Consider the following 25,057-nt stretch of genomic DNA (forward strand, 5'->3'; position numbering starts at 1 on the left):
AAGAAACGGACGCGTTCACCGGTCACCCAGCCAACCGGCCGGAGCTCCCAGGGCGTTTCGTTCGCTTCGTTGTGCCTTTATTCTTTCAGGCCCGCTTTCCCGAGTCAAATTGACTCGACCCGGCGAACCCTGCTCGAATTTTCGCTCCTCAGTCTCCGGAGCAACCCTTCTAACTTACTCCCACATTTGGCTCTCGTCAAACCAAATCCTGCCGACACGCACGCGTCTCACCAGGGGGATCCGATCAGAAGGGGTTCCCGAGGCCTTGGCGATCTCCGCCAACCCCCTCGGACCTGTGAACTCTATGTACGGCCTCGCCCCCCGTCAAATCGAGACGGCCTCGGCTGAGAGGGTCAGGAGCACCGGGAACGCGACAAGGGTCTCCGCGGTGACCCCCCTCGACACTGACGTGTTTCCCTCCATACGGGTAGAGACCCCATATGACGGACCAAAGATCGCTCCCCCGAGCCCTCATCGTGTTGCTCTGCACCGCGAGCGCCGTGGTCACACTCGCCGGCATCAGAGCGGTCGGGTCGATCATCGGACCCGTACTGCTGGCACTGGTGCTCATCCTGGCGGTCGCCCCGGTCAGGACCTGGTTGCAGAGTCGCCACGCGCCCGGCTGGACACTTGTCGCGGTGCCGCTGACCCTGGTGCTGTTCCTGCTCTTCGGCATGGTGGCGGTCCTCACCCTCTCGGTCGCGCAGATGGCGACCCTCGCCTCCACCTACGGCCGGCAGTTCGACCAGCTCGTCGTCCAGGCGCAGCGGTTCGCGGCGGAACTCGGCATCGGCACCCAGCAGATGAACCAGGCGCTCAAGACACTCGACCCCGGCAAGATCTTCGAACTCCTCTCGGGGTTCGCCTCCGGACTGCTCGGGGTTTTCTCCGCCCTGCTGCTCATCGTCGTCGTGGTGCTGGCGATGTGCCTGGACGCGCGGTCGTTCTCGCAGGTCCTCTCCTCTCAGGCCGCGACGGGACGGCCCAGGCTCATTCAGGCGCTTGGCTCCTTCGCCGACAAGACCCGTCGTTACCTGGTCGTCTCGACGGCGTTCGGGCTGATCTGCGCGGTGCTTGACGTGGGCGCCCTCTGGGTGCTGGACGTCCCGCTCCCACTGCTCTGGGGAGTCCTGGCGCTGATCACCAACTACATCCCGAACGTGGGCTTCGTCATCGGGCTGATCCCGCCCGCCCTGCTCGGCCTGCTCCAGGGAGGTCCCAAGACCCTGCTCCTCGTGATCGCCTCCTACATGGTGATCAACTTTGTGGTCCAGTCACTGGTTCAGCCCAAGTTCCTCGGCGACGCCGTGGGACTCTCCACAACCATGACGTTCCTGTCCCTGCTGGTGTGGGCGTTCGTGCTCGGCCCGCTGGGGGCTCTGCTCGCCATCCCCCTCAGCCTGCTGACCCGCGCGCTGCTGATCGACAGCGACCCCGACGGCGAGTGGGCCGCGGCTCTCATCTCCGGAGAAGCCCCTGCCGGCGGGCGACCATGACCGCCCCGGTGCGGTTGTCCACCTCCAGCTTCGCGTAGATGTGCACCAGATGGCTCTTCACCGTGGCCTCGCTGATGAACAGTTCACGGGCGATCCGCCGGTTCGACAGACCGTCGGCCACCAGGGCCACGATCTCCGCCTCGCGCGGGGAGAGCGCCACCTGTGGTGACCGCATCCGGGTGACCAGCCGGGCCGCGACCGGCGGGGCGAGGATGGTCTCCCCCCTGGCCACCGCCCGGATGGCGTCGAGCAGGTCGTCGGTGGGGGCGTCTTTGAGCAGGTAGCCCGCGGCTCCGGCCTCGATGGCCGCGAAGATGTCGCCGTCGGTGTCGTAGGTGGTCAGCACCAGCACGCGGGGTGGGTCCGGCAGTTCGCCGATCAACCGGGTGCTCTCCGCGCCGGACATGCCGGCCCCCAGGCGCAGGTCCATCAGCACGACGTCCGCGCCGGGCGCGAGCCGTACGGCGTCCTCGCCCGTGGCCGCCTCGCCGGTGACGGTCATGTCGGCGGCCTGGTCGAAGACCGCGCGCAGCCCCTTGCGGACGACGGGGTGGTCGTCGACGAGCAGCAGACGGATCATGGCACGGGCAGGGTGACGGCCAGGGCCGTACCGAGGCCGGGGGCGGATTCGACGGTGACGACGCCGCCGAGCTCGGCGGCGCGGTCCCTGATGAAGCCGAGGCCGTTGCCGGATCGGGTGAGCGGGTCGAAGCCCCGTCCGTCGTCGACGATGTCCATCGCCACCTCGTCCTCCATGTAGGTCAATGTGAGGGCGGCCTTGCTCGCCCGCGCGTGCCGGGAGACGTTGGCGAGGCCGCTCTGGGCGATTCTGAACAGTGCGATCTCGGCACCGCGAGGCAGCGGGTACGCCTCGCCGTCGAGCTGGAAGGCGGCTCCCTGCCTGGAGCAGAGGCGGCGCAGCGCCTCCTCCAGGGAGCCGTCCAGGCCGGGCGGGGCCAGAGCGTGGACGAAGCGGCGGGCCTCGGCCAGGTTGTCCTCGGCCGCGCGCATCGCCTCTCCGACGTATCCGGCCGGGTCCGGCGGGGTGGCGCGGAGCAGCAGGACGATGCTGGACAGTCCCTGGGCGAGGGTGTCGTGGATCTCCCTGGCCAGCCGCTGGCGCTCGGCGAGCACTCCGGCCTCGTGCTGTGTCTCGGCCAGCTCGGCACGGGTGCGGGTCAGCTCGTCGATGAGCGCGCGGCGGCGCTCGCTCTCCCGGTACAGGGCCGCGTAGCCGGTGACCGTGAGGATCGCGACCATCGCCCCCATGACCGGGCCGACCACCAGTGCCGGGGTGAGCGCGCCCTCGTGCAGGGCGAGCGTGCCGACGGAGACGCCGGTGAGCGCGAGTACGGCCGCGCCCCCGGCGCGCAGGGGCAGCAGGTGCAGGCAGATGAAGAACAGCGGGAACGCCAGCCAGACGAAGTCCGTGCTGAGCAGGCAGAGCGCCGCCCAGATCAGGGTGACGGCCGCCAGCCAGACCAGCAGCGCCGTACGGCGTCGGCCGAAAGTGATGAGTCCGGCCGCGTAGACGACGCCAAGCCCGATCCCCCCGGACAGGGCCACCCACGAGTCGGAGGACGGACCGGAGGATCGGCCCAGCGCGACCGCGAGCAACACATAGAACACGCCGTGTAGGCCGTACCGCAGTAGCCGCACCGTAGGAATCTCCACCTCCCTTGTCATATGTCCAGGTTAGGAGGGGGTGAGGAGGGCTCGTATCCAACCTTTGGTTGATTCGGGTACCGATCGGAGGCGCGATGCCCCAGGTGAGCGGGATCGGCGAGCCTGGGAGCAGTCAAGAGACAATCGACCGGAGATTCCCGTGTTCATCGCACTGAGAGACATCCGTTTCGCCAAGGGACGGTTCGCCCTTATGGGGTCCGTCGTGGCGCTCATCACCCTGCTGGTCGTGCTGCTGTCCGGGCTCACCTCGGGACTCGCCGGGGAGAACATCTCCGCCATCGAGAACCTCAAGGGCGACCGGATCGCCTTCGGGAGCGAGAAGATCTCCTTCACCGACAGCACGGTCACCGCCGAGCAGTGGAGAGGCCTGGGTGGCGAACCGCTGGGGATCACCCAGACGCGTCTCACTCACGACGGCTCGAACCAGGCGATCGCGGTCTTCGGTTCCGACTCGCTGGCGTCGGTACGGCCGGCGGACGGCGAGCTGGTCGTGTCGCCGGACCTCGACCTGGCCGTCGGGGAGACCGTGACGATCGGCGACCGGACGTACCGGGTCTCCGCCCTCGGGCCGGACGACTCCTACGGTCACACACCGGTGGTGTGGTCCACGCTCACCGACTGGCAGCGCGTCGCGCACGCCAAGCCGGAGACCGCGACCGTCGTGGTGCTGAACGGCGACGCGCCCGCGCGGACGCTGGGCACGCACCCCGTCACCAAGAGGGAGTCGCTGGCCGGCATCGGCTCCTACACCTCGGAGAACGGCTCGCTGACGCTGATGCAGGGCTTCCTGTTCGTCATCTCGGCGCTGGTCATCGGGGCGTTCTTCACCGTGTGGACGGTCCAGCGCCAGGGCGACATCGCCATCATGAAGGCGCTCGGCGCCTCAAGCGGCTACCTGATGCGTGACGCGCTGTCTCAGGCGCTGATCGTGCTGGCGGTGGGCGGCGGGATCGGCGGGGCCGTGGGGCTCGGGGTCGGGGCGCTCGCCGAGCGGATCATGCCGTTCGTGCTGAGCCTCTCGACGACGCTGGTGCCGGTGCTGGCCATGATCGTCCTTGGTATGGCGGGGGCCGTGCTCGCCGTACGCCGTATCACCTCCGTTGACCCGCTGATCGCCCTGGGGAGTGCCCGATGAGCCTGGAACTGACCGACCTGCGCCTGAGCTACCCCGACGGCGACGCCAGGCTGGTCGTGCTCGACGACGTGTCGCTGGTCGTGAAACCCGGTGAGCTGGTCACGGTGATCGGCCCCTCGGGGTCCGGCAAGTCCAGCCTGCTGGCCGTCGCCGGAACCCTGATCCGGCCCGACTCGGGCCAGGTGGTCATCGGCGGGGTCGACGCGTCGGGGCTGAACGACAGGGAGCGTACGGCGCTGCGCAGAGACCGGATCGGCATCGTCTTCCAGCAGGCCAACCTGATCGCCTCGCTCACCGCGCTGGAGCAGCTGCGGGCGATGGACCACATGCGGGGCGGGACCTCCGGCCGGGCGGCCGACCTGCTGCGGGCGGTGGGGCTGGCCGGCAAGGAGAATCGGCGCCCGCACCAGTTGTCCGGGGGCGAGCGGCAGCGGGTCAACATCGCCCGCGCGCTGATGGGGGATCCGGCCGTGCTGCTGGTCGACGAGCCCACCTCCGCGCTGGACCACGCCAGGGGCGGGGAGATCATGGAGCTGCTGGCGCGGCTGACCGGGGAACGCGCGGTGGCGACGTTGCTGGTCACGCATGACGTCGCGCAGATCCGCCACGCGCACCGGGTGGCGGAGATGGACGACGGCCGCCTGCTGGAGCGCGAGCCCGGCCTGCGGCCGTAACCTGGGGGCATGTACCGCGAGTGGGCCCCGGATCCGGCGCTCGCCGGGCGGGTGGCCCGCGTCTGGACGAACGTCGCGACCTCCCCGATGACGCAGCTGGTGGTCCCGGACGGCTGTGTCGATCTGATCTGGGGGCCCGGGGGTCCGCAGGTCGCCGGACCCGACACCGGCCCGGTGCCGGTGCGGATGTCCCCCGGTGACCGCTACATCGGCATCCGGTTCCGGCCGGGCGGGGTGGGTGAGGCGTTCGGTGTGCCGGTCGAGGCCCTGCGGGACAGGCGGGTGCCGCTGGCCGAGCTGGACGTGCTGCCCGGTCTGACGCCCCGGACGATGCAGGAGGCGCTGGCCGTACGGCTGCGCGCGACGCCCGGCCCCGACCCGGCCGCGCCGGCGATCGCCGCGGCGCTGCGGACCGGCAGAAGTGTCGGGCAGGTGGCCTGGGAGCTGGGGCTCGGTGAGCGGCAGCTCCACCGGCGGTCGCTGCGGGCCTTCGGGTACGGGCCGAAGACGCTGCAGCGGGTGGTCAGGTTCCAGCGGGCGCTCCGGCTGGCCAGGCTCGGGGTCGCACCGGCCGAGGTGGCCGCGGCCAGCGGGTACGCCGACCAGTCGCACATGGCCAATGAGGTCCGGCGGCTGGCCGGGATGTCCCTGGGCCGGCTGGTGAGCCTGCCGTAGCGCGGCAGGACGTGGCGGGACCGGCGGATCGCCGGGCCCCGGACCGTCCCCGCGGGCGGGCCGGTCCCGGACCGGCCCGCAGGCCCGCCGATTTCAGGCGGACCCGCGGCTCGGCCGGTCTCAGACGGGGCCGGGTCGGCCGGCTGCGGGCGGAGGCCGGGTCGGCAGGTATCAGACGGAGGCGGGCGCGGGAACGGGAGTACGCGGGATGCGCTCCACCGGCCCGGCGGGGGCCTTGTAGGTGAGGCGGCTCCAGGGCATGGCCAGGGCCAGGATCGGCAGGAGCACGATGGAGCACCGCGCCCAGACGGAGTGCAGCGCCCACCAGGTGTCGGTGTCGAACTGGGTCATGTAGAGGTAGCCGTATCCGGCCCAGAGGGAGACTCCGATGATGGCCGGCCAGGCGAAGCGGGTGGGCCGGGCGATCAGGAACGGCATGAACCAGAGCAGGTACTGCGCGCCGAGGCGGGGGGTCACGACCATGAAGGCCAGCAGCAGGGCCGTGGTGAGGTCCACCGGGTCGGCGCGGCGCCACAGCAGGGCCACCGCCACCATCGTGACGTAGATCAGCCGGGTGCCGAACGTGGCGATCCCCGGATGGAGCGTCCAGTCCCCGCCGACCAGGATCGCGCTGTAGCCCCACTCCCCGACGATCGGGCGGATGTCCTGGATCACCCGGATGACCTCGGGGATCTGGCTCAGCGAGGTGCCGGCGAAGACGGGCAGTGTGACCAGGAAGAAGATCGGGGCGATGCCTGTGGCGACGAACGCGACGGCGCGGGCTCGGACGGTGGGCAGCAGCAGGAGCATCCCGGGGATCAGCCAGATCGGCCAGCTCTTGGCGCACAGGGCCAGGCCCATCAGCAGACCGGCGAACAGCGCCCGGCGCAGGGGGACCCGGTCTCCGGGCCGGGGCGTGAGTGCCCGGTGGGCCACGCCGCCGGGGCCCACCGCGTGCCGCAGCGCACCGCCGACGCCGAGGTCCGACACGCGCCGCCGTACCAGCCCGACCACGTCGGTCGTGATGCCCGGACGGTCGGGGCGGCCGGGGCCCCGGGCGACCACGAACGCGGCCACGCCGAAGACCAGTGCGACCGGCTCGACCTGGCCGTGCACCGAGGCGACGAGGATGGCCAGCGGGTTGCAGGCGTACTGGAAGGCCCGCAGTGAGGCGGTGCGGCCACCGGCGAGCTTGCCGACCAGCGGGATCAGCGCGATGTCCGCGACCACGGTGACCAGCCGGCCTCCGACCTCCCACGGGATGCCCAGCCAGAGCAGCAGGCCGTACACGTAGGGGATGGTCGGCAGGAAGTGCCAGCCGCCCGCGCTGCCGAGGACGGGGTCCTCACGGTTCAGAATCGCCTCGCCCGCGGGCTTGAAGCTCTTCATGAAGTCCACCGGCTGCCAGTCGTCGATGGCGGAGGTGGTCATGATGAGCACCCGGAACCCGATTCCGACCGCCAGCACGACGAGCAGCGATGGACGCCAGCCCCTCCATTGAGCGACCAGAGCGAGCACGACACCTGTGACGAGGACAAACCCCGTGAGAATTGCGTAGTCCATGACGTTAACAGCCTGCCGGAACCTCTCGCCCAGCACCCACCGGCTCCCAAAAACGAGACCAGTCTCTCAGCTTTTATAGCTTAAAGTAGTATAAACATAACATTTGGTAAGCGGGGGAGGCGGCTATGGCTTCGACACCGGCGGATCGGCCACGGTCGTTCGGCAGGCGGATCGCGGCGGTGCCACCCCGGGTGTGGGCGGCGCTGGTGCTGCTGGCGCTCGGGGTGGCGTTCATCGCGCAGAACCGCCAGTCCGTCCGGATCCGCTGGCTGACCATCAGCGTGACCTCGCCGCTCTGGACGGCGTTGCTGACCGTGATGGTGATCGGCGTGCTCATCGGCCTGCTGGTCCGGCGCCGCTCGTCTCATCGGGGATGAGCGGCTCCGGCGCCACCGCGCCCGGCCCGGGGCCGTAACGGGCCGGTCAGGGGGGCTGGATCCCGGCGGCCGGACGTCCGCGGATCTCGGTGAGGAACGCCATCGGGTTGGGGGCGTGGGTGAGCGTGCACAGGCCCGTGGTGCGCGGGGCCGCGATGAAGAACCCGCAGGCCATGCCGACGCCCTCGTTGACGTAGTTGACGCAGGAGTGCTTGACCCTGGTGCCGTCGGGGCGCACGCCGCACCTCTCCGCGAAGCGGGCCACCGGCCACGGCACGGTTTCGAGGTAGCCCTTGTCCGAGCCGGTCTCCAGGTGGGCCGGGGGCTGACGCCACCCGGGAGGCAGCCGGCCACCCTCGTAACCATTTCGCCTCCATCATGGCCCTATATGACATATATGTCGGCGTAGTGTGAACTGTAAGATCAGAATGGGCAATATACCGGTCAATTCACTGCCATATCGTCAGCGTCACGTACAGCAGGCACTCGGGAGGTGGACACATTGGCAGCTCGACGGAACGGCCTGGACGAACTCGACCGCAAGGTGCTCCAGCTGATCAGGGAGCGCCCCCGGACCGGCCTGCTGGAGATCTCCCGCCTGCTCGGCGTCGCCCGGGGGACAGTCCAGGCCCGCCTGGACAAGATGGTCGCCGACGGTGTGATCACCGACTTCGGCCCCACCCTCTCCCCACGCGCCCTGGGCTACCCGGTGCAGGCCTTCACCACCCTGGAGGTGGAACACGTCTCCCGCGAGGAGATCTCCGCCGCGCTGGAGGCGATCCCCGAACTCCTGGAGGCCCACATCGTCACCGGCCCGGGCGACGTCTGGTGCCGGATCGCCGGCCGCGATCACGAACACATCCAGCAGGTCATCGACCGGACCCTGGCCATCCCCGGCGTACGGCGGAGCAGCACGGTGATCATGCTGTCCACGGTGGTCCCGCACCGGGTCCAGCCACTCGCCGACCGGGACTAGGCCGGACGCCGGTGGGACGGTGGTGGGACGGCGAACGGGGAGTACCGTGATGGAGCACCCCGTAACGCCCTCTGGAGCACCGCTATGTTCTTCGGCATCACCGATATATGGACCTATGTCATCGGCGCCTTCCTCATCATCCTGCTACCCGGCCCGAACTCGCTCTACGTGCTCGCCACCGCGGCGCAGCACGGGGTACGGCAGGGGTATCGCGCCGCGACGGGGGTCTTCGTCGGTGACACCGTCCTGATGGTCCTCGCGGCGGCCGGGGTCGCCTCGCTCCTGAGGTCGACGCCGGTCCTGTTCAACCTCGTCAAGTACGCCGGAGCGGCCTACCTGGCGTGGGTCGGTTTCCAGATGCTCCGGGGGGCCTGGCGCTCCTGGCGGGCGCCCGGAAGGCCCGAGACCGCCGAGACCGCTCCCGCGTCACGGCGGGCCGACGGGAGGCGCACCGGGCGCAGGCGCGCCGGGGAGAGCCCGTTCCGCAAGGCTCTGGTGATCAGCCTGATGAACCCGAAGGCGATCCTGTTCTTCATCTCGTTCTTCATCCAGTTCGTGGACCCCGCCTACGGCGCGCCCGTGCTGTCGTTCCTGATCCTGGGCGCCATCTGCCAGCTGTTCAGCGTGCTCTACCTGTCGGTGCTGATCTTCGGCGGGACCTTCCTCGCCGGGCAGTTCCGGGCCCGCAGGAAGCTGTCCGCCGGGCTGACCACCGGGGTGGGCGCGCTGTTCATCGGTTTCGGCGCGAGACTGGCCACCGCGACCCTCGGCTGACCCCGGCCGGCGGCCCTCGCCTGCCAGGTCCCGGCTCCCGGCCTGCTTTCGCCCCCTGACCGGCATCGGCGCCGCACCGGCGGCGGGGCGGGTGGGAACAGGGACCCCGGTTGCGGGGGCGACCGTGGACACCGGCAGGGTATAGCCGAGGCATGCACTCGGCCCAGGTATGGTAAGGGGCCGGTCGTCGCCGGAGCTTCCCCTCTGTAGCCCATACGACAAACCTGACATGGCCAACGGTCTCCTGCCGGGGCAGGCACGGGCCCCGGTGCCGGTCATTCCACCATCCCGTGGAGCGTTATGAGCCATGCACCTGTCGCCCTCCCCCGCGTCGCCGCCCTGATCCGGCAGGCGGTGCCGAGGCTCCTTGAGGGGGTGATCGCCCCCCTGGCCGTCTTCTACACCGCGCTGGCGGTCCTCGGCCTGACCGGCGCGCTGATCGCGGCGGTGACCTGGGTGTACGCGGGGGTGGGATGGCGGCTGATCCGGCGGATCCCGGTGCCGGGAACGATGATCCTCGCCGCCATCGCGATCACCGTGCGGGCGCTGCTGGGGCTGTGGAGCGGGAGCGCGGTGGTCTACTTCCTCCAGCCCGAGCTGGGCACGATCTGCATCAGCATGGCCTTCCTGGCCTCGGTGCGGCTGAACCGCCCGCTGGCGCAGCGCCTGGCCCTCGACTACATCCACCTGCCCTCGACGGTGCTGAGGCACGAGCGGGTCCGCCGGTTCTTCGCCCGGATCACCCTGCTCTGGGCCTTCGTACTGCTGGCCAACTCCTCGGTGAGCATCTGGCTCCTGCTGCACGAGTCGATCGGCACCTACCTGCTGGTCCGCACCTCGGTCGTGGCGCTGATCAGCGGGCTCGCCGCGGCCGTCTCCATCTACGCCTTCCGCCGCGTCCTGGGCCGGCTGCACCACTATCCGGCTCCCGCCGCCCTCACCGCCTGAACCTGCGACCGCGCGCCCCGGGGAACGTCTCCGCCCGGCCGGTGTGAAGACTCCGGCCGGCCCCGCGGATCCCGCCCGCGCCCCCTCCCGATCCCTCCCCGCGTGGGGAAACCGGATGGTGACAGGGCACGAAGGATGGTGACAGGGCACAAAGGAGAGGGCAGGGAGGATTCATGGTTATCACAGGACAACGGAGACGCTGGGCGGGCCTTCCGGTCTTCGCCGTCATACTCGCGCTGGTGGCGGCGGTCGGAGCGCTGGCCGCGGTCGACGCCGGCGCGGAGTACCTCGCGCTGGAACGCCCCTCCTGGGCACCGCCGCAATGGCTGTTCGGGCCGGCGTGGACGGTGCTTTACATCATGATCGCCGTTTCCGGCTGGCTCGCCTGGTCGGCGCGGGGCTGGACCCCGGCGCTCGGCGTCTACGCGGTCCAGCTCCTGCTCAACGCGGCCTGGACCCCGCTCTTCTTCGGCGCCGGACGGTACGGCCTGGCCTTCGCCGAGATCGTCGTCCTCTGGGGGACGATCACGGCCACCATCGTCATGTTCCGCCCGATCAGCCGACCGGCCGCCTGGCTGCTGGTGCCGTACCTGCTCTGGGTCACCTACGCGGCCTCCCTGAACCTCGCCGTCTGGCTGCTCAACTGAGCCACGCGGGGCCCGGCCCGGGTGCCCTGCCGGCAGGTCTCCACTCCGGGTAGCGGCCATCCCCGCCCAAGGTAAGGGGTGCCGGGAGGCGCCCGGTTCCTGTCGCCGATGTGGCGGACCCTGAGAGATCTCAGGGGTCTGACCGGAAAACTTCGGGGAGCTCCCCCGATGTCCGGAGGTCGGCAGCTCGTCACCGTGCTGTGAGGAATCTCCACATCGACAGGAGCGAAAGCTGTGACACAGGCCATCCTCGATGCCGTCCAGCAGGCGATGACCTCTCCATGGATCTATCTGGCGCTGTTCGCGCTGGCGATGCTCGACGGGTTCTTCCCGGTGGTGCCCGCGGAGACGTCCGTCATCACCGCGGGCGTGTTCGCGGCCTCCACCGGGGCCCCCGACATCGTGCCGGTGATCGTGGTGGCGGCGCTGGGGGCGTTCGTCGGCGACCACGTCTCCTACGCCATCGGGCGGACCACCAACAACCGGCTCCGCAACGGCAGACGGAGTGGGAAGGCGATCGCCTGGGCGGAGCGGGCGCTGGCCGAGCGGGGCGGGCTCGTCCTGGTGGTGGCCCGCTACATTCCCGGCGGCCGGACCGCCTGCACCCTGACCATGGGCGCGGTCGCCTACCCCCGGCGCTCGTTCGCGTTCTTCGACGCCGTCGCCGCCTCGTCCTGGGCGGTCTACTCCGGGCTGATCGGCTACCTGGGCGGAGCGGCCTTCGAACACGACCCGATCAAGGGCCTGCTGTTCGGCCTCGGCATCGCCGTCTCGATCACCGTGGTGGTCGAGGTGGTCCGGCACCTACGGCGCCGCGACGCCGAGGAGAGGCAGCCGGCCCCGGGGCTCGTCAGGTCGCGCGACTGAGCCCCCGTCTCAGGAGGAGTGAGGACGCGTGACCGGGCCCCGGGACCGGGGAAAAACGCGCGACCAGGGCCCGGGTCGCGCGCCGATCGCGCCTCTCTCCCCTCCGGGGCGCCTACGGGCGCCTCCAGAACAGGGTGTGCCACCTGCCCCCCTCGGGGGCCGCCAGGACGAGCCGCTCGCCGTCGAAGTTCGCCTCGCGGATCTGGGTGGTGCCGACGCAGGCCGGGTTGAGCGCCATCTCGACGTCGTGGGCCACGTGTCCTTCGCGGATCTCGTAGCGGCCGGAGTAGGACAGGAACGACGTGAACGCCTCGGCCTGCGCCTGGCAGGCACTCGGGGAATCGTCTCCGGGCAGCGGCGGGCGCCCGGCCCGCGAGACGGTCACGCTCATGTGGCCGTCGGGCGTGTAGCAGAGCAGACCCACGGCGTCCCGGCCGAAGGGATGGGAGACTCGCCCGTCCGGGCGGGTGATCCGCCACTCGACCAGCCGCCAGGCACCGACCACATCCATGCCCGCGAAGCTACGAGCAACGGAGCCGACGGGTCAACAGTCCCCGACCCCGATCTCGGGGAATTCCCCGTCATGTCAGGGAGAACCCCTATGGTTCCGGCGTCCGCGACACGGGACGCTGCCAGTGGCCTCCGCCCTGCGGGCCGCCAACCGGAGGGCCTCACCCGCCACCCGACAGCCCGTTGAACGGAGTACCGATGGTCATGTCAACCGCACCGGACCTTGCCCCGGCCCCCCTCGCCATCCGGCCGAGGCCGACCCTGATCGACGCCGGCACCCACCCTCGGGAGGTGGCGCGGTGAACGGCGACGCCGTGGAGGAAACCGAGGACGACGCCGTGTGGCGCTGGCCGGGGATGGCCGGGGCGGTCCTCGCCCTGGTCTCGATGGGCTACGCGCACGTGACCGCCGGCGACGCGGTGGATCCGATGCGGAACCTGGTCGGCGACTACGCGCTGCTCGACGCCGGCGCCTGGGCGATGACCACGGGCACGATCGCGCTCGCCCTGGGCTCGGTGTGGACCGCGTACGGCCTGGCGCGGGTGGACCCCGCGCGCAGCGCGGCGGCGCGGGTGCTGTTTCTCGCCGCGGCGCTGGGGCTGCTGCTCACCGCGGCGTTCCCCGCCGGTTCGGCCCCCGGCGCCGCCTCGATCGGCGGGGAGATCCACCGCTGGTCGGCGGCCGTGGTCTTCACCGCGCTGCCCTGCGCGGGCTGGATGCTGGGCCGCCGGTTCGGGAGGCGGTCTCTGCCGGTCGTCAGCGTGCTGTCGGTGGCGTTCCTGGCGACGTTCCTGGCCGCCCACCCCGGGTCGGCGGTCTCGAACCTGATGGACGGCGCCGACTACTACGGCCTCGTCGAGCGTCTGCTGCTCCTGACCGACATGACGCTGGTCTTCCTGGCGGCCCGGGGGCTGAACGGCCGGACTCACGAGGGTGCGCGCCTCCCCTTCCAACCTCGGCCCGGCGCCGGCGCGGCCGTTCCCGCCCCCCGCGCCCCGGCCTCGGCGCCGTAACCGACCGTTCCCGCCGCGCGGGCGCGAGCGTACGGATCAAGATCACAGCAGTACCGGGCCGGAATGAGTCCCGCCGCGCGGACGTGCGCGTACGGCTCCGTAGGCGCTTGGTACGGCTCCGTGAACACCGGCTCCGCACCGTAGGGGACCTATGGCAAGCCTGCGGAAAAAGCCTGTTTCCTCCCGACAAGACGGTCTGTCCCACTTGCCGAATCGCCGCCAACCTACGCTAACGTAGGTTACGGTTCCGTAGTCTGTAAGGGAGAGGCCGTATGCGAGAGTTCAGCCAGACCGAGCTACTGCTTGAGCTTGAGCCCGTCGTCGCCGGTGAGCTGGACCGGCACCACAAGGTGGCCAGGGAATGGTTCCCGCACGAGTACGTCCCGTGGTCCGAGGGCAGGGACTACGACGGCCTCTTCGGCGGCGACGCCTGGGTTGAGACCGACTCGAAGCTTCCCGAGGAGGCTCGGGTCTCCCTCATCGTCAACCTGCTGACCGAGGACAACCTCCCCAGCTACCACTACGAGATCGCCACCGCCTTCGGCCGTGACGCCGCCTGGGGCACCTGGGTTCACCGGTGGACCGCCGAGGAGGGCCGCCACGGCACCGCCATCCGCGACTATCTGACGGTCACCCGCGCGGTCGACCCGGTCGCTCTGGAACGTGCCCGCATGTCCCACATGGAAGAGGGCTTCAGCAACGCCTACGAGGGTGTGCTCCACTCGCTCGCCTACGTCTCCTTCCAGGAGCTGGCCACCCGCATCTCACACCGCAACACCGGCAAGGCCTCCCAGGACCCGAACTGCGAGCGGCTGCTCGCCAGGATCGCCGCCGACGAGAACCTGCACATGCTCTTCTACCGCAACCTGCTCGACGCGGCCTTCCAGCTGACCCCGAGCCAGACGATGCGCGCCGTCACCGACGTGGTGACCACCTTCCAGATGCCCGGCACCGGGATCGAGGGCTTCACCCGCAAGGCGATGACCATCGCCAACGCCGGGATCTACGACCTGCGCCTGCACATCGACGACGTTCTCATGCCGGTCCTGCGCCAGTGGGCCGTCTTCGACATGAAGGACCTCGACGCCGAGGGCGAGAAGGCCCGCGAGGAGCTCGCCGAGTTCCTCGCCCGCCTGGAGGTCTCCGCCTCGCGCTTCGTCGAGCGCCGCGAGGCCCGCCGCGCCCGCCAGGCCGCCACCACCTGACCTCCGCTCCCCTGCCGCTCTCCGGGGGCCGCCCGAAACGGTTCCCGGCTCCCGCCGGGAACACCGTCCCCTCGTGAGCGTCCTCGACGAGCCCACCATGGACGACGGAGGCCGGATGGTCACCGGCGGACCCGAGCCTCAGGGGGTGGCCGCCGACTGGCGAGGGGAGGGCTGCCCGGCGCCGGGGTGCAGTCTGCGGAGGAGGACGAGCACGAGCAGTGCCGCCAGGCCGGTGGTGACCGGGGGGACGAGGAAGGCCGTGGGGGCTCCGAAGCGGTCGACGAGCTGTCCGGCCGCGGAGGCGCCGCCCGCGATGCCCAGGCCGATCGAGCCGCTGAGCCAGGTGAAGGTCTCGGTCCTGACCTTGGCCGGGACCAGGGCCTCGACGAGGGTGTAGCCGGTGATGAGCGCGGGGGCGATGGCGAGTCCGGCCAGCGCCGCCCCGCCGTACAGCAGGGGGATGGATCCGGCGAACGTCAGGGTGGCCGTGGCCGCGCAGAGCAGGCCGACCGCCCCGAGCAGCCTGGCCGGAGCGGTGACCCGCCAGCGGACGACGCCGTACACGACGCCGCCGACCAGGCTGGCCCCGGAGAAGGCCGCGTAGATCGGCCCGGCCGAGGCGGCCTGGCCGTGTGCCGCCGTGTAGGAGGTGATACCGATCTGGAGGCTGCCGAAGACGGTGCCGAGCGAGGCGAAGGCCACCGCGAGCACGGCCACGCCGCGCAGGCGCAGCACCCCCCGCCGGGAGCGGGCCCGGACCGGCACCGGCTCGGGGGCTCCCCCGCGAACCCCGGCGAACACCAGTGTCCCGGTCACCACCATGATCAGTGCCACCAGCAGGGCCCAGGCCGGCGAGAATCGGGTGGAGACGGTCACCAGCAGCACCGGGGCGAGGGTGAAGGTCAGCTCGTCGGTGATGGACTCGACGGCGAAGGCCGTATCCAGCCTCCCGGAACCGCCGAGGAGATGCGCCCACCGGGCCCGGACCATCGAACCGACCTGCGGCACCGTGGCGCCGGCCAGCGCCGCCAGGGCCGACAGGGTGGCGATCGGGGCGTGTGACAGAGCGAGCGCGAGCAGGGCGCCCAACGCGGCGGCGTGCGCGACGACCTGCGGGACGAGCACCTTCGACTGACCGTACCGGTCGGCGAGCCGCCCGGTCTGCGGACCGGCCAGCGCCTGCGCCACGGCCGCCGCGGCGGCGGCGAGGCCGGCCTCGCCGTACGAGCCGGTGGACCACTGCACGAGCAGCAGGATGCCGAGTTGCAACATGGCGTACGGCAGGCGCGCGACGAAAGCGGGGACGAGGAAACGCCAGGCGCCGGGTGAGCCGATCACGGCCAGGTAGGACTTCACCGTCTCCGTCCGAGTCCAGACGGAGCGCTGCCCCGATCGGGGAGCACACCGTCGTGGTGGGCTTCGACCGGGGTAGATACCGCGTGTCGCGGCCGCCGTGCGGTCAAGCATGCGTCCGTTCAGAACACACAATCGTCCATATTAAGCCAGCGACCCCACCAAACCAGGCCGTTCATCTCCCGGACTCTCCTTTCTCCGGCATCCGCCTACCCGCGCGAAACCACATGGAACTGGGGAATCGCTGCCGCCAGGACCATCCGCGCAGGTCGGCGCGGGACACGTAGGCGAGATCGAATGAGCTGGGACAGCTTGGATAGCATGTACCGCACCGTCTGACGCGCCTCCCGGCCCACACCCACGATCATTTCTCGCCCTCGGCGGATCGTCCCTCGTTCCGCGTCAAGGTCGTTCGTCCGAGGGCGCTCCCCCTCGCCGCTATTTCATCGGTTGTTGACTTGTTGGTCGTGGCAACTTACCGTTGCGGGGGCGCACCGGTCGCAGGCATACAAGGAGTTGTTCCGTGGACACTCCCCTGATCCTGACATTCACTGAGATCAGAGCGGATTCGCTGCCCCTGGTGGGTGGCAAGGCCGCCAACCTCGGCGTGCTCACCGCCGCCGGGCTCCCCGTGCCGCCGGGGCTCTGCGTCACCACCGAGGGTTACCGCCGGGTCGCCGAACAGGCCGGGCTGGAGGACGTGCTCGACGCACTGGCCGCCGTTCCCGCCGGGGACCTCGGAGCCCTGAAGGAGCTGGCGGGCCGGGCCCGCGAGCTCGTGCTCTCCGCACCGGTGCCCGGCGACATCGCCGACGCCGTACGGCGCAGCGCGCACGGCCCCGTCGCGGTCCGCTCCTCCGCCACCGCCGAGGACCTGCCACACGCCAGCTTCGCCGGGCAGCAGGACACCTATCTCAACGTGATCGGCGCCGACGCCGTGCTGGACGCGGTCCGGCACTGCTGGGCCTCGCTCTGGACCGACCGGGCGGTGGCCTACCGGGCGGCCAACGGCATCGACCACCGGACCGTCCTGCCGGCCGTCGTGATCCAGGAGATGGTCCAGTCCCAGGTCGCCGGGGTGATGTTCACCGCCAACCCGGTCACCGGACGGCGGCACGAGGCGGTGATCGACGCCAGCCCCGGACTCGGCGAGGCCGTGGTCTCCGGCGCGGTCAACCCCGACCACTTCGTGGTGGACATCGCCACCGGGCGGATCGGTGAGCGGCGGCTGGGCGACAAGCGGCTGGCCGTACGGTCCCTGCCGGACGGCGGCGTCGAGCACGTCGAGACCAGGATGGACGGGGCCTGCGTCACCGACGCGCAGATCCGGGCACTGGCCGAGCTGGGCGGCCGGGTCGAGGAGCACTACGGAGCCCCGCAGGACACCGAGTGGGCCATCGACGCCGACGGCACGTTCTGGCTGACCCAGTCGCGTCCGGTCACCACCCTCTTCCCCATCCCCCGCCACCTCCCTCCACAGCCGGACCCGACCGGGAGACAGGAGCCCGGGGACACGCGGATCCACTTCTGCCTCAGCGTGGCGCAGGGCGTCTACGCGCCGATCACCCCGATGGGCCTCTCGGCCTTCCGGCTGCTCTCGTCGTCCGCGGCCGGGCTGCTGAACACCCCGGTGGCCGACCCCGCGCAGGGGGCGCCGCAGTTCACCGAGGCGGCCGGGCGGATGTTCCTCGACGTCACCGGGATCATGCGCAGCCGGGTGGGCCGGGCGGTCCTTCCCCGCCTGCTCGACGTGATGGAGGCCAGATCGGCCACGGTGCTGCGCGGTCTGTTCGACGACCCCCGCTTCAGCGTGACCCAGCGCTCCGTACGGCCCGCCGCGCGCCGGATCCGCAGGGTCGCGGCCCGCTTCCACCTTCCGTCGCGGGCCGTACAGGCCGTGCTGAGCCCGGCGTCCACGCGGAGGCGGACGGACCGGCTGGGGGAGGTGCTGCGGGTACGGCTGGCCTCCCCCGCGAACGCCACGCCGGCGCGGCGGCTTGAGCGGGTCGAGCGGATACTGGGCGACCGGGCCGTCACGCTGCTCCCCAGGGTCGCGCCGGGCCCCGCGGTCGGGTTCGCCATGCTCGGCCTGGCCTCCTGGCTTCTCGGCGACCACGCCGGGCCCGGTGAGCTCTCGACCGTCCTGCGCGGCCTGCCGCACAACGTGACCACGGAGATGGACCTGGCCCTCTGGCACCTGGCCGAGCGGATCCGCGCCGACGCCGACGCCGCGTCCCTGCTGCTGGGCACCCCGGCGGCCGAGCTCGCCGGACGCTTCCGCGACGGGTCGCTGCCCGCCGTGGTGGAGCGGGGGCTCAAGGGGTTTCTCTCCGCCTACGGCATGCGGGCGGTCGCGGAGATCGACCTCGGGGTTCCGCGCTGGTCGGAGGATCCCACCCACATCATCGGTGTCCTGGCCAACTATCTCCGGCTGGAGGGTCCGGCACCGGCTCCCGACGCCCTGTTCGCCAGGGGAGCCGGCGAGGCCGTCATGATGATCAAAACCTTGAGTGCCAGGGTGGGCGGCCTGCGCGGCCGGATCGTCCGCTTCGCCCTCGGCCGGACCAGGGCCCTGGCCGGCCTCCGCGAACTGCCCAAGTTCTTCATGGTGACCGTCCTGGCCGCGATGCGCGCCGAGCTGAAGGCCGTCGGCGCCGACCTGACCGCCAGGGGTCTCCTCGACTCTCCCGATGACGTGTTCTTCCTGACCTTCGACGAGGTCAGGGCCATGGTGAGAGCCACCGTCACGGAAACGGGGACGGGGACGGGGACGGGGACGGGGACGAATACGGATACGGATACGGATACGGATACGGATACGGATACGGATACGGATACGCCGCGGGCGCTCGTCGCCACGCGGCGTGAGGACGCCGCACGTGAGCGGCGGCGCAGGCGCATTCCCCGGGTGATGCTGTCCGACGGCACCGAGCCGGAGTCCGTCGCCGCCGTGGTGCCGGTGGACGGCGCGCTGACCGGCACCCCGGCCTCGGCCGGAACGGTGACCGGGATCGCCCGGGTGGTGCTCGATCCGGTCGGCGCCCACCTGGAACCCGGCGAGATCCTGGTCTGCCCCTCCACCGACCCCGGCTGGACCCCGCTGTTCCTCACCGCGGGCGGCCTGGTGATGGAGATGGGCGGCGCCAACTCGCACGGCGCCGTGGTGGCCCGCGAGTACGGCATCCCGGCGGTGGTCGGTGTCCCACACGCGACCGAGCACGTCGTCACCGGCCAGAAGATCACGGTCGACGGCACCTCGGGCACCGTGGCCGTCGCCACACCGTGAGGTCCCCGCCGGGGGACTCCACCGCGACTCCCCGGCAGACCGGCCTCTAGCGCCGGAGGGAGTCCTCAGGCGTCCTGGCGTCCGCCGCCGGGCGGGACCGGGGCGCCGCGTAGGCCCACTGCCAGACCAGTTCGAGCGGTCCGCGCTCGAAACGGCGCAGCCAGAGCGTGGACAGCGTCATGAACAGGGCGCAGATGCCGGCCCAGGCCGCCACCACCCACCACGGCCGCACTCCGCCGAACCTTCCGGCCAGCCCGAGACCCCAGCCGTAGCAGAGCGCCGAGGCGGCCAGGTTCTGGAAGACGTAGCAGCTCAGCGCGGTACGGCCGACCGAGGTCAAGCCCCGCCGCACCGGTCCGGCGGTACCGCTCATACGGTGCACGACCGTCGTCGTCAGGGCGAGCAGGCCCAGCGCCACCAGCGGCGGCAGCAGGTAACGGTCGACCAGGAACCAGGCATCCCCCGCGAAGGAGGTCAGCAGGTTGAGCGGCGCCCCCGCGCCGAACCCGATGATCATGAGCTTTCCGCGCAGGGCCCTGCCCCGGTCCGAGTTGTCGAACACTCCCCCGCGCATCAGCCGTGAGCCGAGCAGGAACAGCACGATGCCCAGCGGGACGATGAGCACGGCCTCCATCCGGTAGAGGCCGATCAGCTGGACGCGGGCGGCGACCTGGTCCAGGTAGGAGCCGTCGGTGAAGAGCGCCGAGCGGGCCGGGGTGGACGGGGTGGACGGGGTCGCGTCGGCCCGGCCGTACAGCATGGCGAAGGTGGCCAGGGCGATCAGCACCGTGAACGTCGAACCCACCGTGATCATCCAGACCCTGACCACCCGGTCGCTCCGGCCGATCAGGTAGGCCACCACGATCGAGGTCAGGGCGTAGCCCATCAGCACGTCGAACTCGAAGACCAGCACATAGTGGATCAGGCCCTCGGTGAACAGCAGCGCCGCCCGCCAGAGGTACCGCCCCGGCCAGGGGGTGCCGCGCCGCTCGGCCGAGCGGTACTGCAACTCCAGGCCGACCCCGAAGAGCAGGGTGAGCAGTGCCAGGAACTTGCCGTTGGTCAGGAAACGGAGGAAGGTCTCCACCGCGCCGGTCTGCCCCAGCGCGCCCAGCGCCCCGGCCGGGCCCGCGGGGCTGGTGAAGATCCAGATATTCGTGCCCAGGGTGCCCATGATGGCCACGCCCCTGAGCACGTCCAGCACGTCGATGCGTCGCGTCGTCACGGTATCCACGATGTCCGGTACCGGGCGGCCGGGCATCGTCACGCAGACCCATTCGGGCCGTACATCGATGGATGTACGGCCCTCGACTTCGGTCGGCACCGAACCACGCCGGCCCCTCGGGGCGCGCCCCTAGGAGTCGAACCCCAGGCCCATCCGGTCCAGGGTGCGCAACCAGAGGTTGCGGCGGCCCTGATGGAGGTCGGCCTGGGCGATCGACCAGCGCGTCATCTGGATCCCGGCCGAGCGGACCGGCTCGGGCGGGAACGGCAGCGGCTTCTCCCGGACCATCCGGAGCCCGGTCCGCTCGGTCGGCTCACCGCCGAGCAGGTCGAGCATGACGTTGGCCCCGAAGCGGGTGGCTCCGACCCCCAGGCCGGTGTAGCCGGCCGCGTAGGCGAGGCGCCCGCCGTGCGACAGCCCGTAGAAGGCGCTGAACCGGCTGCAGGTGTCGATGACCCCACCCCACCTGTGGGTGAAGCGGACCTCCGACAGTTGGGGAAAGGTCGTGTAGAAGTGTTCCGCCAGCTTGACGAAGGTCTCGTCGCGCTGCTCGTACTCCGGCTTGATCTTTCCGCCGTTGTAGTAGACCGCGTCGTAGCCGCCCCAGAGGATGCGGTTGTCGGCGGTCAGCCGGTAGTAGTGGAACTGGTTGGCCGCGTCGCCGACGCCCTGCCGGTTGCGCCAGCCGACGGAGGCGAGCCGCTCGGCGGAGAGCGGCTCGGTCATCAGCGCGTAGTCGTAGACCGGCACCAGGAGGTGTCTCAGCCGCCGTAGCAACGGCTGGAACACGCCGGTGCCGAGGGCGACCTTGCCCGCCCTCACGGTGCCGTGCGGGGTGAGCAGGTCCATGCTCGCCGGGGTGTCCCTCACATGCCTGACCGGCGTGCGCTCGTGGATGCGCACCCCCAGCGAGAGGCACGCCTGGCGGAGCCCCCAGGCCAGCCGGGCGGGGTCGAGCATGGCGCAGCCGTCACGCTCCCAGTGGCCCCCGATGTAGGTGGGCGAGTTCACCTCCGCCCGGATCCGCTCCCGGTCGAGGACGTCGAAGCGGGCCCCCAGCTCCCTGGCGATCTCGACGCTCTCGTTCATCTCCGCGAGCTGCCAGGGTTCGGTGGCCACGTGCAGCTCGCCGGTGCGCTCGTAGCCGCAGTCGATGCCGTGGTCGGCGACGGTCCGGCCGAGCTCGTCGAGGTTGGCCGTTCCCAGGCGTTCGAGCGTGGCGATCTCCTCGGGCCAGCGCTCAAGGCCGTTGGCGATCCCGTGGGTGAGCGTCGCCATCGCGAAGCCGCCGTTACGGCCCGACGCCGCCCAGCCGACCCTGCGCCCTTCGAGCAGGACCACATCGAGCGACGGATCGCGTTCCTTGGCCATCAGGGCGGTCCACAGCCCCGAGAAGCCTCCCCCGACCACCGCGAGATCGGCGGTCGTCTCTCCGAAGAGCCGCGGCAACGGCTCCGGTTTCGCCGGACTGTCGAGCCAGTACGGCTTGCGCTCCGCGTCAGCAAGAGCCTTCAGCGGATCCACAAATCTCACTTCCCTACGTGAGGCAGATTGTCTGTGTTGTGTATCGCGGGATCATGAAGATCACGCGCGGGTTCCCCCCGCCTGAATCCGATCTCGCCTCCCTGTTCTCCGCCGGGGATCGTGGATACACCGAGGCCCCGGGCCGTCCGCCGGAGGCGCGGGGCTTGACGGCGGTTAGGTGCGGCGGCGGGCGGTCAGCGTGTTGACCACGGCGACCGCGACGCCTATCGCGAAGATGAGCGTTCCCAGGATGTTGACCTGCGGAGGGATGCCCATCCTGGTGGCCCCCCAGATCCAGAGCGGGAACGTCTGGAGGGAGCCGCTGGTGAACTGGGTGATCACGAAGTCGTCGATGGAGAGCGCGAACGCCAGCAGCGCGCCGGAGACGACCCCGGGCAGGATCATCGGGAACGTCACCCGCCAGAACGTCGTCCAGGTGGACGCGCCCAGGTCGCGGGCGGCCTCCTCGACGGACCGGTCGAGGCCGATGACACGGGCCCGTACGGTGATGGCCACGAACGACAGCGAGAACAGCACGTGCGCGATGACCACGGTCGCGAAGCCCGTCTCCACGCCGGTGCTGATGAACAGCGACAGCAGCGAGGCGCCCATGACGAGCTCCGGCGAGGCGATCGCGGCGAATATCACCAGGTTGGTGGCGCCCTGCCCGCGGAACCGGTAGCGGCCGAGGGCCAGGCCCATGAGCGTGCCGATCACCGTCGTGATCAGCGTGGCGAGCAGGGCGATCCTCAGCGAGTTGCCCACCGCCGCGGTCAGCTCGGGGTAGTCGCCCAGCCGGGTCCACCACTTGAGGGTGAACCCCTGCCAGTTCACGTTCGACTTGCTCCGGGTGTCGTTGAACCCGAAGACGACCATGACCGCGATCGGCAGGAAGAGCCAGGCGATGATCACCCAGACGTAGACCTTGAGCAGCCGGTCGCCGAGCCGGGATCTGGGGCGCACCCGCCTGCCGGGCCTGTCCGCTCCTCGCCCGGCCGGTGCGGTCGTCGTGTCGGATGCGCTCATCGGGCCGCCGCCTCCAGCACGTTCTCGGTGCCGAGCGCCCTGGCGTAGGCGAAGATGCCGATCAGCATCGCCGCCATCAGCGTGAACGACAGCGCCGCGGCGGTCGGATAGTCGCTGTTGGTCAGGTACTCGGTCTGGATGATGTTGCCGATCATCGTGTTCTCCGGGCCGCCGAGGATGCCGGCGTTGACGTAGTCCGCGGTCATGGGGACGAACGTCATCAGCACCCCGGCGAACACACCGGGCAGCGAGAGCGGCAGCACGACCTTGGTGAACGCCTCGCGCCTGGGGGCGTAAAGGTCCTGGGCGGCCTCGACCACCCGGGGGTCCACCCGTTCCAGCGCCACGTAGATCGGCAGGATCATGAACGGCAGGTAGTTGTAGACCAGCCCGCCGATCACCGCCACCGTGGTCTGTAGCACGTGGAAGTCGCCGGGGACCAGGCTCATCGACTTCAGCGGCGCCAGCAGCATGCCGTCGTCGGCCAGCAGGAACTTCCACGACACGGTGCGCAGCACGAACGACACGAAGAACGGCAGCAGCACCAGCAGCAGGTAGGTGGACTTGCGCGCGCCGCCCTTGAAGGCGATCCAGTAGGCCATCGGGTAGGCCAGCGCGATGGAGACCGCCGTGCCCATCAGGCCGTAACCGGCCGAGCGGAGGAACTGTGTCCTGTACTGCGCCAGGGCGTCGCCGTACGTCGAGAGGTTGAACGTCTGGACGAAGCCGTTCAGCATGTCGCCCTCCTGGGTGGAGACCGAGGCCATGAAGACCATCGGCACCACCAGGAAGATCAGCAGCCAGAGGCCGCCGGGCAGGATGAGCAGGTAGGGGGCGAGGCGCTTCACCGGTGGCTCACCGCTAGCCCTGGGTGATCGGCTGGAAGATGGACTCGAAGACCTTCTCCTCGGCCGCGGTCAGCGACTTGTAGGACCGCAGCCGGGCCATGTCCGACTCGGCGGGGAAGACCAGCGGGCTGCCGGCCATCTGCTCCAGCGACGCCTTGGCCTCCCCGGTGGCCTTGGCCGCGTCGGCGAGGACCAGCTCCCTGGTGGCGGGTACCGGGGTGATGTAGTTGACCGCCTCGACCAGCATGGTCGCGATCTTGGGCTGGTAGACGTAGTCCATCAGCGTCAGCGCGTCCACCGGGTTCTGCGCGGTCTTGGGGATGCACATGTTGTCGGTCCAGATCGTGCCGCCCTCCTGGGGGATCACGAACTTCAGGTCCTTGCCCTCGGCGACCTGCTGGAAGATGTCACCCGACCAGGCCATGGTGATCCACACGTCGCCCCGGGCGAGCGCGTCGACGTAGTCGTTCTCGTAGTACTTGCGCACCAGGCCGGCGTCGCGCTGCGCCTTGAGCTTCTCCCCGGCCTGCCGCCAGTCGGCCTCCGTGGACGTGTCGGGGTCGATGCCCAGCGCGAACATGCCGAAGTTCGCGATCTCCTGGGTGTCGACCATCATGCCGACCTTGCCCTTGTACTTGGGGTTCCACAGGTCCCGCATGCTGGTGACCCCGTCCACGTACTTCGGGTTGTAGGCGATGCCGGTCAGGCCGACCATCCACGGGACGGTGTGGGCGTTACCCGGGTCCCAGATCGGGTTCTTGACCTTCGGGGCCGCGTTGGCGGCGAAGGTCGGCAGCCTGGAGTGGTCGAGCGGGACCAGGTAGCCCAGGTCGATGGCCTTGCCGAGGTGGAGGCCGTTGGTCAGGACCATCACGTCGAAGCCGATGTCGTTGCCGGCGGCGAGCAGCGGCTGGACCTTGCCGAAGAACGTGGGGTTGTCCTGGATGGCCTCCTGGTAGGAGACCTTGATGCCGGTGTCGGCGGTGAACATCTCCAGCGACGGATACCTCTTGCCGTCCTTGTCGATGTAGAGCGGCCAGTTGGCGAAGCGCAGGACGCCGTTCTTCCTGTGGGACGCCCAGTACTCGGCGGTCGCGTCCTTCTGGGGCGCCGCGACCTTCTTGCCCTGGACGCCGCAGCCGGCGAGGACAAGACCGGCGGCGGACAGACCGGCCAGGCGGAAGGCGTCGCGGCGGGTGACCGAACGGCTCTGGGTCATCCCTCGGAGGAGGGCCGGGTTGGTGGGAGA

24 protein-coding genes are annotated in these 25,057 nt (G+C 70.5%); 13 read left to right on the forward strand and 11 right to left on the reverse strand.

Annotated elements, in window-relative coordinates:
* Positions 1-440 precede the first annotated feature (440 nt).
* Entirely contained in the window at positions 441-1,496 is a 1,056-nt protein-coding gene (locus ABZ194_RS27065) for an AI-2E family transporter (protein ID WP_355599833.1), read from the forward strand.
* Here the strand turns inward: ABZ194_RS27065 and ABZ194_RS27070 are convergent.
* Together ABZ194_RS27070 and ABZ194_RS27075 are read right to left on the reverse strand one after the other, a co-directional pair.
* A complete protein-coding gene (locus tag ABZ194_RS27070; protein WP_355599834.1) occupies positions 1,459-2,076 on the reverse strand; it encodes a response regulator transcription factor in 618 nt (205 codons plus the stop codon). The two genes, ABZ194_RS27065 and ABZ194_RS27070, sit on opposite strands and share 38 nt — an antisense overlap.
* Complete coding sequence (locus tag ABZ194_RS27075) at positions 2,073-3,182, reverse strand: sensor histidine kinase (RefSeq protein WP_355599835.1); 1,110 nt, start codon at positions 3,180-3,182, stop codon at positions 2,073-2,075. The genes ABZ194_RS27070 and ABZ194_RS27075 overlap by 4 nt, the downstream gene beginning before the upstream one ends.
* A gap of 139 nt (positions 3,183-3,321) precedes the next feature.
* Here ABZ194_RS27075 and ABZ194_RS27080 point away from each other — a divergent pair, with 139 nt between their 5' ends.
* The 3 genes from ABZ194_RS27080 to ABZ194_RS27090 are packed head-to-tail and all read left to right on the forward strand — an operon-like array spanning position 3,322 to position 5,666.
* Positions 3,322-4,317, forward strand: a complete 996-nt coding sequence (locus ABZ194_RS27080; protein ID WP_355599836.1) for an FtsX-like permease family protein — start codon at positions 3,322-3,324, stop codon at positions 4,315-4,317.
* Complete coding sequence (locus ABZ194_RS27085; RefSeq protein WP_355599837.1) at positions 4,314-4,991, forward strand: ABC transporter ATP-binding protein; 678 nt, start codon at positions 4,314-4,316, stop codon at positions 4,989-4,991. Before ABZ194_RS27080 ends, ABZ194_RS27085 begins: the two co-directional genes overlap by 4 nt.
* Before the next feature lie 9 nt (positions 4,992-5,000).
* Positions 5,001-5,666, forward strand: coding sequence for a helix-turn-helix transcriptional regulator (locus ABZ194_RS27090; protein WP_355599838.1), 666 nt, complete (start codon positions 5,001-5,003; stop codon positions 5,664-5,666).
* Between the two features lie 171 nt (positions 5,667-5,837).
* Here ABZ194_RS27090 and ABZ194_RS27095 read toward each other — a convergent pair whose 3' ends face one another.
* Entirely contained in the window at positions 5,838-7,229 is a 1,392-nt protein-coding gene (locus tag ABZ194_RS27095; RefSeq protein WP_355599839.1) for a hypothetical protein, read from the reverse strand.
* 125 nt (positions 7,230-7,354) lie between these two features.
* Between ABZ194_RS27095 and ABZ194_RS27100 the strand changes: the two genes are divergently transcribed.
* On the forward strand, positions 7,355-7,606 hold the full coding sequence (locus tag ABZ194_RS27100; protein WP_355599840.1) for a LapA family protein: 252 nt from the start codon (positions 7,355-7,357) through the stop codon (positions 7,604-7,606).
* A 46-nt stretch (positions 7,607-7,652) separates the two neighbouring features.
* Here ABZ194_RS27100 and ABZ194_RS27105 read toward each other — a convergent pair whose 3' ends face one another.
* Positions 7,653-7,883: a hypothetical protein gene (locus tag ABZ194_RS27105; protein ID WP_355599841.1), complete on the reverse strand. Its 231-nt coding sequence runs from the start codon at positions 7,881-7,883 to the stop codon at positions 7,653-7,655.
* Positions 7,884-8,108: 225 nt separating this feature from the next.
* Here ABZ194_RS27105 and ABZ194_RS27110 point away from each other — a divergent pair, with 225 nt between their 5' ends.
* The 5 genes from ABZ194_RS27110 (at position 8,109) to ABZ194_RS27130 (ending at position 11,818) form a co-directional block, all read left to right on the forward strand.
* The gene (locus ABZ194_RS27110; protein ID WP_355599842.1) at positions 8,109-8,582 is read left to right on the forward strand and encodes an Lrp/AsnC family transcriptional regulator; all 474 of its coding nucleotides are present in this window, start codon (positions 8,109-8,111) and stop codon (positions 8,580-8,582) included.
* Positions 8,583-8,666: 84 nt separating this feature from the next.
* Complete coding sequence (gene leuE, locus ABZ194_RS27115; RefSeq protein WP_355599843.1) at positions 8,667-9,356, forward strand: leucine efflux protein LeuE; 690 nt, start codon at positions 8,667-8,669, stop codon at positions 9,354-9,356.
* A gap of 300 nt (positions 9,357-9,656) precedes the next feature.
* Entirely contained in the window at positions 9,657-10,304 is a 648-nt protein-coding gene (locus ABZ194_RS27120) for a VC0807 family protein (protein WP_355599844.1), read from the forward strand.
* A 173-nt stretch (positions 10,305-10,477) separates the two neighbouring features.
* Complete coding sequence (locus ABZ194_RS27125) at positions 10,478-10,951, forward strand: TspO/MBR family protein (protein WP_355599845.1); 474 nt, start codon at positions 10,478-10,480, stop codon at positions 10,949-10,951.
* Between the two features lie 234 nt (positions 10,952-11,185).
* Positions 11,186-11,818 carry a DedA family protein gene (locus ABZ194_RS27130; protein WP_355599846.1) on the forward strand — a complete coding sequence of 211 codons (633 nt, stop codon included), beginning with the start codon at positions 11,186-11,188 and terminating at the stop codon, positions 11,816-11,818.
* 112 nt (positions 11,819-11,930) lie between these two features.
* Here ABZ194_RS27130 and ABZ194_RS27135 read toward each other — a convergent pair whose 3' ends face one another.
* Positions 11,931-12,329, reverse strand: a complete 399-nt coding sequence (locus tag ABZ194_RS27135) for a lipocalin-like domain-containing protein (RefSeq protein WP_355599847.1) — start codon at positions 12,327-12,329, stop codon at positions 11,931-11,933.
* Between the two features lie 298 nt (positions 12,330-12,627).
* Between ABZ194_RS27135 and ABZ194_RS27140 the strand changes: the two genes are divergently transcribed.
* Both ABZ194_RS27140 and ABZ194_RS27145 read left to right on the forward strand, forming a co-directional pair.
* Positions 12,628-13,341, forward strand: coding sequence for a DUF998 domain-containing protein (locus ABZ194_RS27140; RefSeq protein ID WP_355599848.1), 714 nt, complete (start codon positions 12,628-12,630; stop codon positions 13,339-13,341).
* Positions 13,342-13,613: 272 nt separating this feature from the next.
* On the forward strand, positions 13,614-14,546 hold the full coding sequence (locus ABZ194_RS27145) for an acyl-ACP desaturase (RefSeq protein WP_355599849.1): 933 nt from the start codon (positions 13,614-13,616) through the stop codon (positions 14,544-14,546).
* 138 nt (positions 14,547-14,684) lie between these two features.
* Here ABZ194_RS27145 and ABZ194_RS27150 read toward each other — a convergent pair whose 3' ends face one another.
* Positions 14,685-15,902, reverse strand: a complete 1,218-nt coding sequence (locus ABZ194_RS27150; RefSeq protein ID WP_355599850.1) for an MFS transporter — start codon at positions 15,900-15,902, stop codon at positions 14,685-14,687.
* A 520-nt stretch (positions 15,903-16,422) separates the two neighbouring features.
* Between ABZ194_RS27150 and ABZ194_RS27155 the strand changes: the two genes are divergently transcribed.
* Positions 16,423-19,185, forward strand: coding sequence for a PEP/pyruvate-binding domain-containing protein (locus tag ABZ194_RS27155; protein ID WP_355599851.1), 2,763 nt, complete (start codon positions 16,423-16,425; stop codon positions 19,183-19,185).
* A gap of 46 nt (positions 19,186-19,231) precedes the next feature.
* Here ABZ194_RS27155 and ABZ194_RS27160 read toward each other — a convergent pair whose 3' ends face one another.
* The 5 genes from ABZ194_RS27160 to ABZ194_RS27180 all read right to left on the reverse strand — a co-directional run bounded on the left by ABZ194_RS27160 (position 19,232) and on the right by ABZ194_RS27180 (position 25,027).
* The gene (locus ABZ194_RS27160) at positions 19,232-20,410 is read right to left on the reverse strand and encodes a DUF418 domain-containing protein (protein ID WP_355599852.1); all 1,179 of its coding nucleotides are present in this window, start codon (positions 20,408-20,410) and stop codon (positions 19,232-19,234) included.
* A gap of 129 nt (positions 20,411-20,539) precedes the next feature.
* Complete coding sequence (locus tag ABZ194_RS27165; protein WP_355599863.1) at positions 20,540-21,934, reverse strand: FAD-dependent oxidoreductase; 1,395 nt, start codon at positions 21,932-21,934, stop codon at positions 20,540-20,542.
* A gap of 174 nt (positions 21,935-22,108) precedes the next feature.
* Positions 22,109-22,960, reverse strand: coding sequence for an ABC transporter permease (locus tag ABZ194_RS27170; RefSeq protein ID WP_355599853.1), 852 nt, complete (start codon positions 22,958-22,960; stop codon positions 22,109-22,111).
* Positions 22,957-23,808, reverse strand: coding sequence for an ABC transporter permease (locus ABZ194_RS27175; protein WP_355599854.1), 852 nt, complete (start codon positions 23,806-23,808; stop codon positions 22,957-22,959). Before ABZ194_RS27175 ends, ABZ194_RS27170 begins: the two co-directional genes overlap by 4 nt.
* 13 nt (positions 23,809-23,821) lie before the next feature.
* A complete protein-coding gene (locus ABZ194_RS27180; RefSeq protein ID WP_355599855.1) occupies positions 23,822-25,027 on the reverse strand; it encodes a spermidine/putrescine ABC transporter substrate-binding protein in 1,206 nt (401 codons plus the stop codon).
* Between the last annotated feature and the right edge of the window lie 30 nt (positions 25,028-25,057).

Source organism: Streptosporangium sp. NPDC006007, from assembly GCF_040614315.1.
In the GTDB taxonomy this organism is placed as follows: domain Bacteria; phylum Actinomycetota; class Actinomycetes; order Streptosporangiales; family Streptosporangiaceae; genus Streptosporangium.

What these genes read in the sequence shown, in the direction of transcription:
- ABZ194_RS27090 (WP_355599838.1), top strand. Translation starts at nt 5,001, where the DNA reads ATGTACCGCGAGTGGGCCCCGGATCCGGCGCTCGCCGGGCGGGTGGCC.
- ABZ194_RS27180 (WP_355599855.1), bottom strand. Translation starts at nt 25,027, where the DNA reads ATGACCCAGAGCCGTTCGGTCACCCGCCGCGACGCCTTCCGCCTGGCC.
- ABZ194_RS27125 (WP_355599845.1), top strand. Translation starts at nt 10,478, where the DNA reads ATGGTTATCACAGGACAACGGAGACGCTGGGCGGGCCTTCCGGTCTTC.
- ABZ194_RS27145 (WP_355599849.1), top strand. Translation starts at nt 13,614, where the DNA reads ATGCGAGAGTTCAGCCAGACCGAGCTACTGCTTGAGCTTGAGCCCGTC.
- ABZ194_RS27135 (WP_355599847.1), bottom strand. Translation starts at nt 12,329, where the DNA reads ATGGATGTGGTCGGTGCCTGGCGGCTGGTCGAGTGGCGGATCACCCGC.
- leuE (WP_355599843.1), top strand. Translation starts at nt 8,667, where the DNA reads ATGTTCTTCGGCATCACCGATATATGGACCTATGTCATCGGCGCCTTC.
- ABZ194_RS27085 (WP_355599837.1), top strand. Translation starts at nt 4,314, where the DNA reads ATGAGCCTGGAACTGACCGACCTGCGCCTGAGCTACCCCGACGGCGAC.
- ABZ194_RS27170 (WP_355599853.1), bottom strand. Translation starts at nt 22,960, where the DNA reads ATGAGCGCATCCGACACGACGACCGCACCGGCCGGGCGAGGAGCGGAC.
- ABZ194_RS27100 (WP_355599840.1), top strand. Translation starts at nt 7,355, where the DNA reads ATGGCTTCGACACCGGCGGATCGGCCACGGTCGTTCGGCAGGCGGATC.
- ABZ194_RS27120 (WP_355599844.1), top strand. Translation starts at nt 9,657, where the DNA reads ATGAGCCATGCACCTGTCGCCCTCCCCCGCGTCGCCGCCCTGATCCGG.
- ABZ194_RS27095 (WP_355599839.1), bottom strand. Translation starts at nt 7,229, where the DNA reads ATGGACTACGCAATTCTCACGGGGTTTGTCCTCGTCACAGGTGTCGTG.
- ABZ194_RS27075 (WP_355599835.1), bottom strand. Translation starts at nt 3,182, where the DNA reads ATGACAAGGGAGGTGGAGATTCCTACGGTGCGGCTACTGCGGTACGGC.
- ABZ194_RS27070 (WP_355599834.1), bottom strand. Translation starts at nt 2,076, where the DNA reads ATGATCCGTCTGCTGCTCGTCGACGACCACCCCGTCGTCCGCAAGGGG.
- ABZ194_RS27065 (WP_355599833.1), top strand. Translation starts at nt 441, where the DNA reads ATGACGGACCAAAGATCGCTCCCCCGAGCCCTCATCGTGTTGCTCTGC.